The organism is Micromonospora sp. A202 (assembly GCF_006715105.1).
Lineage (GTDB): Bacteria > Actinomycetota > Actinomycetes > Mycobacteriales > Micromonosporaceae > Micromonospora > Micromonospora zamorensis.
This window is the reverse complement of record NZ_VFMP01000001.1, coordinates 3,237,984-3,252,940: the sequence shown is the minus strand read 5'-3', so window position 1 is coordinate 3,252,940 and position 14,957 is coordinate 3,237,984. Positions and strand designations below refer to the sequence as shown.

Sequence of the window (14,957 nt, the reverse complement as noted above, 5' to 3'; positions counted from 1 at the left end):
GCTGAATGACCGTCCGCACCGGAGGTGGCTGAGGTGCCCCGACTGTCGTACCGCCGGGCGCTGACCCGGGCACTCGCCGACGAGCTGACCCGCGACGAGGCGGTGTTCCTGCTCGGCGAGGACGTCCAGGTCGGAGCGTCGATGGTGACCACCGGCCTGGCCAAGCGCTTCGGGACCGAGCGGGTACGCGACACCCCGCTGTCCGAGCAGGCGTTCACCAGCTTCGCCACCGGCGCGGCGCTGGCCGGGTTGCGGCCGGTGATCGAGTTCCAGATCCCGTCGCTGCTGTTCCTGGTCTTCGAGCAGATCGTCAACCACGCCCACAAGTTCCCGCTGATGACCGGTGGGCAGTGCGCCGTCCCGGTCACCTACCTGGTCCCCGGCTCCGGCTCGCGCACGGGCTGGGCCGGGCAGCACTCCGACCACCCGTACAGCCTCTTCGCGCACGTCGGCGTGGTCACCGTCGTGCCGGCCACCCCGGCCGACGCGTACGGGCTGCTGGTCACCGCGATCCGCCACGACGACCCGGTGGTGGTGTTCGCCCCGGCTGGCGCCATGGACCTGCGGGAGGACGTCGAGGACCTGACCCCGGTGCCGCTGGGCCGGGGCCGGATCCACCGCTTCGGCGACGACGTCACAGTGGTCGCGGTCGGGCACCTGGTGCACGACGCGCTCGCGGTGGCCGAGGAGCTGGCCGACCAGGTCTCGGTGGAGGTGTTCGACCCGCGCACGCTGTACCCGTTCGACATCGACGGCCTGACCGAGTCGGTGGCGCGCACCGGGCGGCTCGTGGTGCTCGACGACGCCAACCGCTCCTGCGGCATGGCCGCCGAGATCATCGCCTCGGTGGTGGAGCGCGTCCGACTGCTCGCCCCTCCCCGCCGGGTCACCCGCCCGGACGGGGCGGTGCTGCCGTTCGCGCCGGCGTTGGACCGGGCCGTGCAACCGTCCCGGGACCAGCTCGCCACCGCCATCCACCTGACCATGAAGGACGGATCATGATCGACCCCAACTACGCGTGGCCGGCGGCCGACCGAGCCTGGACCGACCTGCCGGAGCCGGCCCGACGAGCCATGGTGACCAGTGGAGCGGCGGCCTGGGAGCAGGTCTTCCACGGCCGGGCCACCTACAACAAACAGTGGCGACTGGCCCGCCCCCCGGTCCTGACCGCCGACGCCTGGCGGCAGCTGAACGAGGTCTGCGACCGGCTCGCCCAGCTGATCCTCGACGCCTGCCGTCGTCGGGCGGGCACCGCCGGTGAGCTGCGCCGGCTGCTCGACGTACCGGCGGGGGAGACCCGCCTGCTGGACGAGTCGGAGCCGCTGAGCGAGGCGCTGCTGGCCGCGTACCGGCCGGACGTGATCTTCTCGGCGGGGGTGCCGAAGTTCGTCGAGTACAACATCGACAGCAGCCTCGGTGGCGGCTTCGACGCCGACACCGTGATCCAGCGCTTCGCGCGGCTCTACCAGGAGCAGGGCATCCTGGACGACCTGCCCGCGCGGGCGGCACCGTCACTGCTCGACCAACGGTTCGTGGCGATCCGCGACGAGCTGCGGTTGCCCGACGGCGCCCGGGTGGCGCTGCTGATGGACTTCGACTCCGACTATCCCGGTCTGGACGACCCGCAGACGTTCATCCGGATCCTCGACCCACTGGCCGTACGGGCCCGGGACTTCGGCATCGACCTGGTCATCGCCCCGGTCTCCACCGCCACCCTGGACGCCGACAGTCGCCTGGTGGTCGACGGCGCGCCGGTCGACGCGCTGTTCCGGCTGTTCGTGCCCAACCGGGTCACCCCGACCGCCGGCCTGGACGCGGTGGCCGGTGCCCTCGCGGCGGGCACGCTGCCGATGTTCGTCTCGGCGGCGGCCTGGCTGCTCGGCAACAAGATCACCTTCGCGTGGCTGTGGGAGGACGTGGATGGTCTGCCCGCCGACGATCAGACGCTGATCCGCCGGCACGTGCCGTACACGGTGCCGCTGACTGCCGCGGTGCTCGACCGGGCGATCGCCGGCCAGGCGAAGCTGGTGGCCAAACCGGCTGACGGTTCCGCAGGGCACGGCGTGCTGCTCGGCCCGGAGTTGAGCCCGACGGACTGGGCCGACGGGGTACGGGCCGCTGTCGACCAGGGTGGCGCGATCCTTCAGGAGTACCTGCCGACCGACCGGGTGTCGATGGACTTCGTGCAGATCGAGACGGGCGAGACGGTGACGGCGGAGGTGCCGTACTCCCTCGCTCCGTACCTGTTCGGCCGGCACGCCTCCGGCGGCCTGGCGAGGGTCGGCTACCCCGGCTGCGACGGAGTCCTCAACCTGGCCCACGGCGTCCTGATGACCGGAGTCCTCCTAAAGGACTGACCCCCACGCCCACCGCGCGATCGCCCCGGTGATCAAGAGGTTTCGGTCACGACACGCCAGGTCCGATGACGCAAACCTCTTGATCACCGGGTGGGGACCGGGGCGCAGGGTGGGACCGGGGGCCGCAGGGTCGGTCAGGGGCGGTGGGGGGAGAGGGCGCGGAGGGTTTCGGCCGTTGCTATGGCGTCGCTGCGGGCGCTGCCGTGCCTGCCGTCGGTGCTGTAGAGGGTCGGGTCGGCCGTCAGCGGGTGATCGGTCAGGTGCACGTGGACGGTGCCCAGGCGCTCGGCGAGCCTCGCGGTGCGCGCGGACAGGAGGCGCATCCGCTCCCGCAGGCCGGGGCGCAGGGCCTCCGGGACCGCCGGGCTGTACGAGACGTCGAACATCCCCACCGTGACCACGTGCGCGCCGACGTCCCGCAGCGCAATGATCATCGCAGTCAGCTCCGCGTCGACCGCGTCCGCGTCGTACGCCGGGCGGAAGGCGTCGTTTCCGCCGCAGACCACCAGCGCCAGGTCGGGTGCGAAGGCCAGCGCCGGCGCGAGCTGCTCGGCTCGCACCTGGTGCGCGCGCAGCCCACTGCGGCCGAGATTCAGGTACGCCAGACCCGGGCGGGCGGCGTCCAGTTCGCTGGCGATCCGGTCGGCCCACTGCACGTCCGAGTAGCCGGGCGTCGGCTCGCAGCTGCCCTCGATCACGCTGTCGCCCAGTGCGACGAATCGCCGCCACGGGTGCCCGCGCAGCAGCTCGGCGGCCTCCCCGGATCGCAGGCAGTACGGATCAGTCGATTCGGCCAGCGTCGATGCCATTCCGGCACGCTAGCCGACCACCGCCCGCCCGGCCAGGCCCGCCCGACGCCCTCCGTGCCATCAACCCAACGCCCGTCGAGCACCTCGCGGCGCTGTCGGGTTGGCGTCGCCGGTGCGGCGGCCGCCGGAGCGCGCCTGCGCTGCCCCCGCTGCCGCAGCGAACACGCTGCCCCGGCCACCCGCTGACGCGGTCTAGGCGTTCGTGGGCTCCTGATCGGCGCGGTGGGCGGCGGCGAGGCGTTTCGGGGCGCGGGAATACCACGCCTCGGTGACCACCTCGGTCAGCTCGGACAGGTTGATCCGGTCGAGCCGGACCAGCACCGCCGGGTACCCGTCGAAGTGCGGGGTGGTGAGGTAGACCGACGGGTCGTCGGCGAGCAGGGCTTCCTTGACGCCGAGGTCGGCCACCCGTACGCCGAGCAGCGGGCCGTCGGGCGCGGCGTCACCGAGGGCGTCGAGGTCCGCGCGGCGCAGCGGTCGCTCCCAGACGAACGGCTTGTCCCGGACCCGCCAGGCCGGCAACCCGTCGTACGACGGACGCTCGGTGGTCTCCGGCAGAGCGAGCGCGATCCGGCGGACGTCCTCCCAGCTCGGCATGTCCACACGGTACGCGCTCAGCGGGCCGCAGTGTGCTCGTGCGAGCCCAACTGTCAGGGCGCGACGGCGGGGGTGGGCCGCGTCGGTGTCCTCGGCTCGGACGGCCGGGTCAGCAGTGGGTACGCGCTGACCAGCAGGCACGCCGCCGCCATGGTCAGCAGCGCCGGGGTGAGACCCAGAGCGTCCACCGACCAGCCGCCGAGCAGCGCGCCGACCGGCAGACCGACGAAGGCCAGCGAACCGGCGATGCCGATCACCCGGGTCTGCAACTCCGCAGGCACCCGCTCGTAGAGCGCCACCCCGAGCAGCGGGTTGACCGCCGCGATGCCGATGCCGGACAGGAAGGTCACCAGGAGCACCACCGGCAGCTCGTCGCTGATCGCCAGTGCGACCAGCCGGGGTGTGCCGGCGATCAGCGCCCCGACCAGGAACGTCAGCCGGCGGGGCAGCCTCGGCCCGAGCGCGGTGAAGACGACGTTGCCCAGCAGCGCGCCCGCCGAGAACGCCGCCAGCACCAGACCGAGCCCGCTGGGGCCGTGCAGCTCCCGGGCGACCCACACCGGGATGTAGACGGCCACGCTGGCGTTGGCCACCATGTTCAGCGCCGAGATGACCAGCAGCATGCTGAGCAGCGGCCGGTCCCGGCCCAGGTAGCCGAATCCTGCACGCAGCGCTCGCAGGTAGCTCTCCGGCTCGGCGGGCTTCGCCGGCGCGGCCGGTGGCCGGACCAGGACACCGATCAGCAGCGCGCAGACACCGAAGCTGGCCGCGTCGATGAGGATCGCCTCGGTCACCCCGAACGCGGCGATCAGCACGCCGCCCACGGCGGCGCCGAAGAGGGTCACCACCCGGCTCAACCCGTCGTACGCCGAGGTCAGCCGGATCAGCGGCACCCCGGCGGCCTCGGCGACCGGCCGGAACATCACGTGCTTCACCCGGTCCCCGATGCCGCGCAGCGCGCCGGCCAGCGCCACCAGCGCCACCAGCGAACCGAAACCCAACCACGGGGTCAGCGCGACGACCACCATGGCCACCGCGCTGCCGGCGTCACAGAGGATGGACGTGCGGCGCAGGCCGATCCGGTCCGCCCAGGGTGTACCCAGCGCGCTGGACAGCAGGTACGGCAGGGTCTCGGCGAACGCGACCAGGCCCATCTTGGTCGGGCTGCCGGTGGTGACCAGCACCAGCCATGGAATGGTCACCACCGAGATGCGGGTGCCCAGGTTGGAGATCAGGTCCGCGCCGACCAGGACGACCAGTTGCCGGCGGGGAGTCACGCCCCGACCGCCGCCGCCCGACGCGCCGCGTACCGCTCGCGCAGCGCCCGTTTGTCCACCTTGACCGACCGGTTCACCGGCAACCGGTCGATGAACTCCACAGCGGCCGGCGCCCACATCTCGTTGAGCTCCGCGGTCACCAGGTCGATCAGCTCGGCGCCGGTGACCGTGGCGTCCGGGGCGGCCACGACGTACGCGTACGGGACCTCGCCGACCGTCTCGTCCGGTACGCCGATCACGGCGGCGGCCCGTACCTGGGGATGCCCGGCCAGCACGTCCTCGATGGGGCGGCAGAAGATCGCCCAGTTCCGCCGGTGCGTGACGATCATGTCGTGCGCGCGGTCGACCAGGTAGAGGTAACCGTTGTCGTCGAGGTGCCCGATGTCGCGGGTACGCACCCAGCCGTCGACCAGCGTCTGCGCGGTCAGCTCGGGCTGGCCGTGGTAGCCGGCGAAGCTCAGTCGGGTCTGCACCCACACCTCGCCGTCGCGCCCCGGCGGCAGCACCGTGCCGTCGTCGTCGCGGATCTCGATTTGTACGTCGCCGTAGGGTCGACCGCAGGACCGCAGCCGCTCCGGGTGCTCCGGGTCATCGGTCAACCCGGGCAGCGCGGTGATCACCACGGCTTCGCTGAGGCCGTACACGATGCGCAGCACCGGGCCGAACCGCGCGATGGCCTGGCGCAGCCGGGCGGGCGCGGCGGGCCCCGCTCCCACGTTGAACATGAACATGGCGCTGAAGTCCGCGCCGACCAGCGCCGGGTGGTCCAGCACCTCGTAGAGCATCGGCGGGGTGAGGAAGGTGGAGTTGATCCGCTCCCGCTGTACGGTGTCCACGAAGGCCACCGGGTCCCAGTCGTCGCGCAGGAACAGCACCCCGCCGGTGAACAGGTTGAACAGGGTGGTGATCTGCCCGCTGGCCAACCACATCGGGGAGTGCGACAGGTGCCGCAGCAGGGGGAACCCGGCGGCGCGGAAGTCGGCGGCCAGGGTGAGGATCTGCGCGTAGAAGCTCTCCCGGTGGTGCACCAGCTTGGGGCTGCCGGTGGTGCCGCTGGTCTGCAGGAACGACTCCGGTGCCGGCACGGATGCCGGCAGTTCCGCCGCGTCGGCGTCGGCGGTGAGGTCCGGGCCGGCGCCTCCCGGGCCGAGACAGCACAACGGCGTGCCGGGCAGCGCGGCGGCCAGGTCCGGGCCGAGACTGGCCGGGTCCCGGGCGTCGTAGACGAGGGCGTCCGGGCGGGCCAGGCGGATGAACTCGTCGACCTCCCGGCGCGCGGTCACCGGGGCGACCCACATGGTCCGGCAGCCGATGAGATGCAGCGCGAGCTGGAGCAACGGGCCCTCGACCGCGTTCGCCACTGTCACCAGCACCGCCGCACCGGGGCGTACGCCGTGCCGGGTCAGGGTCGCGGCCATCGTCCGCACCAGCGCGGCGGCCTCGGTGTAGGTGAGCCGGCGGTCTCCGCCGACCAGCGCCTCCCGGTCCCCGAAGCCGGCGAAGAGATCCAGCACTCGGTCCACGTAGGTGTGCCCAGGTCCGTCAGTCATCCGACTGCCCCCATCCGAGAAAGCGGCGGTCCCCGGGCAGCGCCCGGTGACGACGCGACGGTGGCGCGCGCTCCGGTGAGCCCGCCGACTGCGAGCCTAGGCCGGTAACGGTTGGTCGGAACCGTGCCGACGGGGCGATCCGACAGGCCCGCCGGACATTTGATCGCGTCGATCAGGTTGATTGACGCCCGTCAGCGGCGGCGGCTAGGTTTCTGGACCATCGTCCAGGCGGGCGCCGTCAGCGGACGGCCCTGGGCTGCCACACGATGGAGGTTCAATGTCGACCCCGAAGAGATGGCACGTCATCGCCGCCGCGGCCGCGCTGCTGGTCACGGGCACACCCGCGGTCGTCGCCAGCGCCGGTCCGTCCGGGACCGCCGCCGGCCGACCGGACCGGTCCGAGTGGGCGGGCAGCTGGGCCACCGCGGTCACCCGGGGCAACTCGGTCGGGCTGACCAACACCGGTCTGAACGACCAGAGCGTACGGATGATCGTGCACGTATCGGTGGGCGGTCCGGCGCTGCGGGTCCGTCTGAGCAACCTCTACGGCGAGCAGGCGGTAGCGGTCGGTCGGGCCACCGTCGCCCGACCCAACACTGCCACCGCCGACGACCTCTCCGACATCGATCCGGCCTCGGTGCGCCCGCTGACCTTCACCGGCAACGGCTCGGCGACCATGAACCGGGGCGCCGAGCTGCTCAGCGACCCGCTGGCGTTCCCGGTCGCGGACGACAGCGACCTGGTGGTCACAGTGCACTTCCCGACGCCGACCGGCCCGACCACCTTCCACGGGCAGTCGCAGCAGGCCAACTTCATCGGCGCCGGGGACCTGACCGGGGCCGCCGAGGGCACCGGGTTCACCACCCGCCCCACCTGCTGCTGGTTCTTCCTCTCCGGGATCGACGTACAGCGCAGGGCCACCCCGGGCGCGGTGGTGGTGCTCAGTGACTCCATCGGTGACGGCAACGGCAGCACCGTCAACGCCAACCGGCGCTGGCCCGACCTGCTCTCCGACCGGCTGCTCGCCGCCCGGCCGGACCCGCGCACCCCGGGCGTGCTCAACCTCAGCCTGGCCGGCAACCGCCTCAACCACGAGGGCACCGAGCCGGGCGACGGCAACTACCCCGGCTACTACCAGCTCGGCCCGAACGCGGCGGCCCGGCTCAACGAGGACGTCTTTCCCCAGACCGGGGTGCGCACCGTCGTCACCCACCTGGGCATCAACGACATCTGGATGTCCAACGACTCACCCGAGGCGATCATCGCTACCCTGCGGCAGATCAACCAGCAGCTCCAGCAGCGAGGGCTGACCAGCCTGGTGGCCACGCTGACCCCGTACGAGGGGCACGGGGCGCCCGGCGTGTGGACTCCGCAGAAGGAAGCCACCCGGCAGGCGGTGAACACGTACCTGCGTGGCAGCCGCGAGTTCGACGGGCTGCTCGACTTCGACCGGGTGCTGCGCGACCCGGCGCGGCCCAGTCAGCTGCTGCCCGCGTACGACTCGGGTGACCACATCCACCCGAACGATGCCGGCAACCAGGCACTGGCGAACGCTGTGCCGCTGCGGCTGCTCGGCTTGTGACACCGGCCGGGGCGGCGGGTGATCCTCGCTGCCCCGGCACCGACATCCTGGGGAGGAGCGCGTCGTGACGGCGCAGGAGTTGCTCACCGGCCTGTACAGCGAGCAGGGCCGACAGAACCCGTATCCGTGGTACGCCGGCCTGCACAAGCTCGGGCCGGTCAGCGCGGTCCCGGCCCGGGCCGAGCACCGCACGGTGGCGGCGCTGGCGGTCGGCTACGACCTCGTCGACGGGTTGCTGCGCGATCCGCAGTGGACCAAACAGCCGCCGCCGGGCTGGCAGGAGCAGGAGATCCTGCGCACCTTCCAGACCTCGATGATGTTCGTGAACCCGCCCGACCACACGCGGATGCGGCACGTGTTCTCCCGCACCTTCACGCCGCGCCGGTTGGGCGCGCTGGAACCGGTGATCCTGCGGGTGGTCGACGAGCTGCTGGACCGGATGGCCGACGCCGGAAACGCCGTGGTGGACTTCGTGGCGGACTTCGCGTACCCGGTCCCGGCCCTGGTGATGGCCGAGTTCATCGGTATCCCGGCGGGGGAGTTGGCGTGGTACCGCGAGCGGGTGGAATGGATCGACGAGTTCCTGGACGTCGCCGGGAAGACCCCGGAACGTCTGGCCGCCGCCAACACCGCGGCGGAGGAGCTGCGGGTCTTCTACCGGGAGCTGCTGGCGCACCGCCGCAGGGTGCCCGGGGACGACCTGCTGAGTGGGCTGGTGGAGGCCCTCGACTCGGGTGAGGTGGAGCTGACCGAGGAGGAGCTGGTCAGCAACCTGATCGTGCTGTTCAACGCCAGCTTCGTCACCACCGTCTACATGTTCAGCAACGGGATGCCGTTGCTGCTGGCCCACCCGGAGACGGTCGCGGCGATGCCCACCGACGACAAGCTGACCGCGGGCTGCGTCGACGAGGTGCTGCGGTTGGAGAGCCCCGTGCACTTCCTGGCCCGTGCCGCGCCGGCCGACATGGTGCTGGGTGATGTGCCGGTCGCCCGGGACGACAACGTGCTGATCATCATCGGGGCGGCCAACCGGGACCCGGCACGGTTCCCGGACCCGGACGTCTTCGACCCGACCCGACCCGGCCCGCCGTCGTTGGCCTTCGGGGTGGGTCTGCACTTCTGTCTCGGCGCGGCGGTGTCCCGACTGGAGGGCCGCCTCGCGCTGCCCCGACTGTTCGCCCGGTTCCCCGGGCTGACCGTCACCGAGACGCCGACGTACAGCGGCAGCCTGTTCCTGCGCGGCATCGACAAGCTGCTCGTCAGCACCGGCGGATAGGAGCGACATGGCCCCGCACCCGGAGGTGGCGGCGTACCGGGCGGCCCGCGCCGCGACCGGCACCCCGCCGTTGTACACGCAGACGCTGACCGAGGCGCGCGCCGCGGACCTGGCCGCGATCCGCGCCGGTTCCGGCGCGGTCGAGCCGGTGTCCGAGGTACGCGACGAGCGAATGCTCGGCCCGGCCGGCGAGCTGCCGCTGCGGGTGTACCGGCCGGCAGGGTCGGGCCCGCTGCCCACCCTGCTGTACTTCTTCGGCGGCGGGTGGACGCTCGGCAGCATCGACACCGCCGACGGCATCTGCCGTCGACTGGCCAACGCCGTGCCCTGTCAGGTGATCACCGTCGGCTACCGGCTCGCCCCGGAGCATCCCTTCCCGGCGGCGGTGCACGACTGCCACGCGGCCGCCAGCTGGGTCGTCGGCCATGCCGACCGGCTGGGCGTTGACCCGGACCGGCTGGCGGTGGGTGGGGACAGCGCCGGCGGGAACCTGGCCGCCGCGGTCACCCTGCTCAGCCGCGCGCACGGGCCCACGCTCGCCGCGCAGCTGCTGGTCTATCCGAACACCGACCAGAGCGGCGAGCCCACCGACCCGGCCGACGACGACCCGACGCTGTTCAACAGCCGTTCGGTGGCCTGGTACCGGACGCACTACCTGACCGACGAGGCGCACGCCCAGGACCCCCTCGCGTCGCCGCTGCTCGCCGACGACCTGACCGGCCTGCCCCCGGCGCTGGTGGTCACCGCCGAGCTGGACCCGCTGTGCGCGCAGGGGCAGCGGTACGCGGAGCGACTGGCCGCCGCCGGCGTACCCACCCGGGTGCGGCACTACCCGGGGATGATCCACGGCTTCTTCGCCATGCCGGGCGTCTTCACCGACGGCCGGCGGGCGCAGGCCGACGCGGCGGCGTTCCTGCGGGAACGGTTCGGGCTGGCGCCCGAGCGTGACGAGCCGGCGGATGGCCCGACGGGCACGGCGGTGCGCGGTGGTTGAGCCGGTGCTGACCGACCTGCCGGCCGTGTCGCTCACCGACTACGCCGAGCGGGCCCGCACGGTGCTGCCGGAGGACGTGTGGGACTACGTCGACTGCGGCAGCGCGTCCGGGGTGACAGTGTCGGCCAACCGTCGCGCGTTGGACCGGGTCGCCGTGCTGCCCCGGATGCTACGCGGGGTGGACACCGTCGACCTCGGCGCCCGGCTGCTCGGCCGCCCGTACGCCATGCCGGTCGGGGTGGCGCCGATGGCGTACCAGCGCCTGATGCACCCGGACGGGGAGCTGGGCCTCGCCTCGGCGGCCGGCGCGGCCGGGATCCCGTACCTGGCGAGCACGCTGGGCAGCACACCTCTCGAACAGGTCACCGCTGTCGGCGCGGACGTGTGGTTCCAGCTCTACTGGCTGCGCGACCGGGCCCTCGTCCGTGACCTGCTGGCCCGGGTCGTCGCGGCCGGTTGTCGGGCACTGGTGGTCACCGTGGACGTCCCGGTGCTCGGCCGGCGTCCCCGGGACCTGCGCAACGCCTTCCGGCTGCCGGACGACGTGGTGGCGGCGAACCTGCCCGACGGGCGCGACGCCCTGGCGCACGCCGGTGCACCCGGGGTGTCCGCGCTCGCCGCGCACACCGCCTCCTCGTTCGCGCCGGCGCTGCGCTGGGCGGACCTGGCCTGGCTACGCGAGCAGGTCGACCTGCCGCTGGTGGTCAAGGGAGTGCTGGACCCCCGCGACGCGGTCGAGGCGGTCCGGGTGGGCGCGGACGCGCTGGTCGTGTCGAACCATGGCGGCCGGCAACTCGACGGCGCGCCGGCCAGTGTCACCATGTTGCCGGAGGTCGTCGACGCGGTCGGCGGCGATTGCCAGGTGCTGCTGGACAGCGGCATCCGCAGCGGCACCGACGTGCTGCGGGCGCTCGCGCTGGGCGCCGCCGGGGTGCTGGTCGGCCGGCCGTTGCTCTGGGCGCTGGCCGCCGGTGGCGAACGCGGCGCGCGGGACGCGCTGACGCTGCTCGCCGCCGAGCTGACCGACGCGCTCACCCTGGCCGGCTGCGCCGACCCCGCGGCGGCCGCCGCGCTGCGGACCCTCGACGCGGGCTGAGCGGTGACTGCCACCGACCCGGTCGACCTGACCGTCGCCGACCTGCACCCCGCGCTGGGCGATCCGGCGCTGACCTCGATGAACTTCCTCAACGAGGTGTCCGAGCGCTACCCGGCGGCGGTGTCGCTGGCGGCCGGCCGGCCGTACGAGGAGTTCTTCGACCTCGCGGCGGTGCACCGGCACCTGGACACGTTCCACCGGCACCTCACCGACGACCTGGGTCACTCGTCCGAGCAGGCCCGGCGGCTGCTGCTCCAGTACGGTCGGACCAAGGGCATCGTGCACCACCTGATCGCCCGCAACCTCGCGGTCGACGAGGGGATCACCGTCGACCCGGAGGCCGTCGTGGTGACCGTCGGCTGCCAGGAGGCGATGTTCCTGGCGCTGCGGGCGTTGCGCGCCGGACCGGAGGATGTGCTGCTCGCGGTCGCCCCGACCTACGTCGGGTTGACCGGGGCGGCGCGGCTGGTCGACCTGCCGGTGTGGCCGGTTGCCGGCGGACCGTCCGGAGTGGACCTGGCCGACCTGTCGGCCCAGGTGCGGCGGGCCCGCGCGTCGGGGCTTCGGCCGCGTGCCTGTTACGTGATGCCGGACTTCGCCAATCCGTCCGGGGTCAGCATCTCGGCGGAGGACCGGCGACGGTTGCTCACGCTGGCCGCCGAGGAGGACCTGCTGCTGCTGGAGGACAACCCGTACGGGCTGTTCCACTCCGCCGACGGGCCGCGCCCGCCCACCCTCAAGGCGTTGGACACCGGGCGTCGGGTCGTCTACCTCGGCTCGTTCGCGAAGACCGTGCTGCCCGGGGCGCGGGTCGGTTACGTGGTCGCCGACCAGCGGGTGGCCGGGCCGGACGGCCGGGTCGGCCCGCTCGCGGACCAGCTCGCCATGATCAAGAGCATGGTCACGGTGAACACGTCACCGATCGCGCAGGCGGTGATCGGCGGCCGGCTGCTGGAGAACGGGTGCAGCCTGGTGGCGGCGAACACCCGGGAGCGTTCCGCGTACACCCGGAATCTGCGCCATCTGGTGACCGGGCTGCGCCGGCGGTTCCCGGGCCGGGCGGGCGGCCCGGCGGCGGTGCGCTGGACGGTGCCGGCCGGCGGGTTCTTCGTGGTGGTGACAGTGCCGTTTCCGGTCGACGACGCGCTGCTGGACCGCTCGGCCCGCGACTACGGGGTGCTGTGGACGCCGATGGCGCACTTCTACGACGACACCGCGCCGGCGTGCGCGCTGCGGCTGTCGGTCAGCGCGGTGACACCACAACAGATCGACGTCGGGCTGGACCGCCTGGCCGCCCTGATCACCGACGAGGTGGCCCGCCGGGCGGGTTGACACAGCGCGTTCATCGGATGGCAATGCGCGACGACCCGCGTGCCGTCGTCCTGGTTGGACGGTCATAATAGGCCGCATGGTTGCCTGGGAGTACGCCCTGCTCGTCCGCCGCTATCAGGGACAGGGCCGCAATTTCCATGTCTCGTTCGTCTGGTACGCGCCGGACGGGTCCCGTAAGGACATCACCGCCTTCGGTGACACCGCCATCGCGCACCTCAACCGCGCGGGCCGGGAGGGATGGGAGCTGGTCTCGGCCGCCGAGGACGTGAACAACGTCCAGGGAAGCACCGAGGTCCACCGCTACCACCTGAAGCGCCCCATGAACTAACCCCCTGCGACGCCCCCGAGCCCCACCCGCGTCGTCGATCATGGAGTTGTGGTGGTGGACGAACGCCGTGCATCCGCCCGTTTCGGGCACCACAACTCCATGATCGACGCGGCCGGGACCGCAGCCGGGGCCGGTCAGGTCAGGTCAGGTCGATCGCCGGGTAGAGGGGGTGCGGGGCCAGCAGGTCGGTGGCCTGGCGGGCGACCTTGTCGGCCAGAGCCGGGTCGAGCGTGTACTTCGCCTTCGACGGGGTGCCGTCGGCGTTGGCGCCGGCGGTGGTCTGCGTCAGCACGGTGTGCATCAGCTCCGCGGTCTGGTCCATCTCGGCGGTGCCGAGCCCCCGGGTGGTCAGGGCGGGCGTGCCGACCCGGATGCCGGACGTGTACCAGGCCCCGTTCGGGTCCTGCGGGACCGAGTTGCGGTTGGTGACGATGCCCGAGTCCAGGAGAGCCTGCTCGGCCTGCCGGCCGGTGAGCCCGTAGCCGGACACGTCGATCAGCACCAGGTGGTTGTCGGTGCCGCCGGTGACCAGCTTCGCGCCCCGCCGCAGCAGCCCCTCGGCGAGCGCCTGCGCGTTGTCCACGATCCGCTGGGCGTAGTCGGCGAAGTCGGGCCGGCGTGCCTCCGCGAGGGCGACCGCCTTCGCTGCCATCACGTGCGGCAGCGGACCGCCGAGCACCATCGGGCAGCCCCGGTCCACCTGGTCGGCCAGCTCCGGCTGGCAGAGCACCATGCCGCCGCGCGGGCCGCGCAGCGACTTGTGGGTGGTGGTCGTGACGATGTGGGCGTGCGGCACCGGGTCGAAGTCGCCGGTGAAGACCTTGCCGGCGACCAGGCCGGCGAAGTGCGCCATGTCGACCATGAAGGTCGCGCCGACCGAGTCGGCGATCTCCCGCAGGATCCGGAAGTTCACCTTCCGCGGGTACGCCGAGTAGCCGCCGACCAGGATCAGCGGCTTGAACTCGCGGGCCGCCTCGGCCACCCGGTCGTAGTCGATCAGACCGGTCGCCGGGTCGGTGCCGTAGCTGCGCTGGTCGAACATCTTGCCGGAGATGTTCGGCCGGAACCCGTGGGTGAGGTGGCCGCCCGCGTCCAGCGACATGCCGAGCATCCGCTGGTTGCCCAGCTCACGGCGAAGCGTGAACCAGTCGGCCTCGGTGAGGTCGTTGACGTGGCGGACCTGCGCCTTCTTCAGGGCGGGGGACTCCACCCGGTCGGCCAGCACGGCCCAGAACGCCACCAGGTTGGCGTCGATGCCCGAGTGCGGCTGCACGTACGCGTGCGCGGCGCCGAACAGCTCCCGGGCGTGCTCGGCGGCGAGCGCCTCGACCGTGTCGACGTTCTGGCAGCCGGCGTAGAAGCGCCGGCCGACGGTGCCCTCGGCGTACTTGTCGCTGAACCAGTTGCCCATGGCCAGCAGGGTCGCCGGGGAGGCGTAGTTCTCGCTGGCGATGAGCTTGAGCGACTCCCGCTGGTCGGTCAGCTCCGCGCCGATGGCGTCGGCCACCCGCGGCTCGACAGCCCGGATCACCTCAAGGGCACTACGGAATGCGGTGGACTCGGCGTTGCGCGACATGCGACCTCCAACAGACGTGCGGGAAGGCCCAGGCGCTCGGCAAACGTCCTCATGACGGGGCCGCTCCCCGATGGTTGTCCATCCCCACGCGCCAGTAACGGCCCGGTCCGATCCTACCGGTCCGGCCGGGGCCGTCCCGGGCGACCTCCGCGCGCCGCGCGTCGGGAGGGTTGAGCGGCCGAC

The 14,957-nt window shown here is 72.6% G+C and carries 13 protein-coding genes and 1 riboswitch; of the genes, 8 read left to right on the top strand and 5 right to left on the bottom strand.

Going from position 1 to position 14,957, the window contains the following annotated elements:
* Nucleotides 1-33: 33 nt before the first annotated feature.
* Together FBZ33_RS15200 and FBZ33_RS15195 are read left to right on the top strand one after the other, a co-directional pair.
* Complete coding sequence (locus FBZ33_RS15200; protein WP_141909543.1) at nucleotides 34-1,002, top strand: alpha-ketoacid dehydrogenase subunit beta; 969 nt, start codon at nucleotides 34-36, stop codon at nucleotides 1,000-1,002.
* Nucleotides 999-2,357 (top strand): hypothetical protein, encoded by a 1,359-nt coding sequence (locus tag FBZ33_RS15195; protein WP_185755310.1) that lies wholly within the window; start codon nucleotides 999-1,001, stop codon nucleotides 2,355-2,357. The genes FBZ33_RS15200 and FBZ33_RS15195 overlap by 4 nt, the downstream gene beginning before the upstream one ends.
* Nucleotides 2,358-2,491: 134 nt before the next feature.
* On the opposite strand, the gene FBZ33_RS15190 is transcribed toward FBZ33_RS15195, so the two are convergent.
* From FBZ33_RS15190 to FBZ33_RS15175, 4 genes are all read right to left on the bottom strand, one after another.
* A complete protein-coding gene (locus FBZ33_RS15190; protein WP_141909542.1) occupies nucleotides 2,492-3,166 on the bottom strand; it encodes an SGNH/GDSL hydrolase family protein in 675 nt (224 codons plus the stop codon).
* 192 nt (nucleotides 3,167-3,358) lie between these two features.
* Nucleotides 3,359-3,763, bottom strand: coding sequence for an MmcQ/YjbR family DNA-binding protein (locus FBZ33_RS15185; RefSeq protein ID WP_141909541.1), 405 nt, complete (start codon nucleotides 3,761-3,763; stop codon nucleotides 3,359-3,361).
* Between the two features lie 53 nt (nucleotides 3,764-3,816).
* Entirely contained in the window at nucleotides 3,817-5,040 is a 1,224-nt protein-coding gene (locus FBZ33_RS15180) for an MFS transporter (protein ID WP_141909540.1), read from the bottom strand.
* Nucleotides 5,037-6,590 (bottom strand): class I adenylate-forming enzyme family protein, encoded by a 1,554-nt coding sequence (locus tag FBZ33_RS15175; protein ID WP_141909539.1) that lies wholly within the window; start codon nucleotides 6,588-6,590, stop codon nucleotides 5,037-5,039. Before FBZ33_RS15175 ends, FBZ33_RS15180 begins: the two co-directional genes overlap by 4 nt.
* A gap of 304 nt (nucleotides 6,591-6,894) precedes the next feature.
* Here FBZ33_RS15175 and FBZ33_RS15170 point away from each other — a divergent pair, with 304 nt between their 5' ends.
* The 6 genes from FBZ33_RS15170 (at nucleotide 6,895) to FBZ33_RS15145 (ending at nucleotide 13,198) form a co-directional block, all read left to right on the top strand.
* Nucleotides 6,895-8,172: an SGNH/GDSL hydrolase family protein gene (locus FBZ33_RS15170; protein WP_185755495.1), complete on the top strand. Its 1,278-nt coding sequence runs from the start codon at nucleotides 6,895-6,897 to the stop codon at nucleotides 8,170-8,172.
* Nucleotides 8,173-8,236: 64 nt separating this feature from the next.
* The gene (locus tag FBZ33_RS15165) at nucleotides 8,237-9,448 is read left to right on the top strand and encodes a cytochrome P450 (RefSeq protein WP_141909537.1); all 1,212 of its coding nucleotides are present in this window, start codon (nucleotides 8,237-8,239) and stop codon (nucleotides 9,446-9,448) included.
* Nucleotides 9,449-9,455: 7 nt separating this feature from the next.
* The gene (locus FBZ33_RS15160; RefSeq protein ID WP_141909536.1) at nucleotides 9,456-10,442 is read left to right on the top strand and encodes an alpha/beta hydrolase; all 987 of its coding nucleotides are present in this window, start codon (nucleotides 9,456-9,458) and stop codon (nucleotides 10,440-10,442) included.
* Entirely contained in the window at nucleotides 10,435-11,538 is a 1,104-nt protein-coding gene (locus tag FBZ33_RS15155) for an alpha-hydroxy acid oxidase (protein WP_255508878.1), read from the top strand. Before FBZ33_RS15160 ends, FBZ33_RS15155 begins: the two co-directional genes overlap by 8 nt.
* A gap of 3 nt (nucleotides 11,539-11,541) precedes the next feature.
* Nucleotides 11,542-12,870, top strand: a complete 1,329-nt coding sequence (locus FBZ33_RS15150; RefSeq protein WP_141909534.1) for an aminotransferase class I/II-fold pyridoxal phosphate-dependent enzyme — start codon at nucleotides 11,542-11,544, stop codon at nucleotides 12,868-12,870.
* Between the two features lie 67 nt (nucleotides 12,871-12,937).
* On the top strand, nucleotides 12,938-13,198 hold the full coding sequence (locus tag FBZ33_RS15145; RefSeq protein WP_088948331.1) for a hypothetical protein: 261 nt from the start codon (nucleotides 12,938-12,940) through the stop codon (nucleotides 13,196-13,198).
* Between the two features lie 139 nt (nucleotides 13,199-13,337).
* Here the strand turns inward: FBZ33_RS15145 and FBZ33_RS15140 are convergent, their stop codons facing one another.
* Nucleotides 13,338-14,774, bottom strand: coding sequence for a glycine hydroxymethyltransferase (locus tag FBZ33_RS15140; protein WP_099853853.1), 1,437 nt, complete (start codon nucleotides 14,772-14,774; stop codon nucleotides 13,338-13,340).
* Nucleotides 14,775-14,793: 19 nt separating this feature from the next.
* Nucleotides 14,794-14,883, bottom strand: a riboswitch (ZMP/ZTP riboswitch).
* Nucleotides 14,884-14,957 lie beyond the last annotated feature (74 nt).

Bases quoted from the DNA above. Each gene is read 5' to 3' on its own strand.
- FBZ33_RS15195 (WP_185755310.1), top strand. From the start codon at position 999: ATGATCGACCCCAACTACGCGTGGCCGGCGGCCGACCGAGCCTGGACC.
- FBZ33_RS15190 (WP_141909542.1), bottom strand. From the start codon at position 3,166: ATGGCATCGACGCTGGCCGAATCGACTGATCCGTACTGCCTGCGATCC.
- FBZ33_RS15185 (WP_141909541.1), bottom strand. From the start codon at position 3,763: ATGCCGAGCTGGGAGGACGTCCGCCGGATCGCGCTCGCTCTGCCGGAG.
- FBZ33_RS15175 (WP_141909539.1), bottom strand. From the start codon at position 6,590: ATGACTGACGGACCTGGGCACACCTACGTGGACCGAGTGCTGGATCTC.
- FBZ33_RS15160 (WP_141909536.1), top strand. From the start codon at position 9,456: ATGGCCCCGCACCCGGAGGTGGCGGCGTACCGGGCGGCCCGCGCCGCG.
- FBZ33_RS15140 (WP_099853853.1), bottom strand. From the start codon at position 14,774: ATGTCGCGCAACGCCGAGTCCACCGCATTCCGTAGTGCCCTTGAGGTG.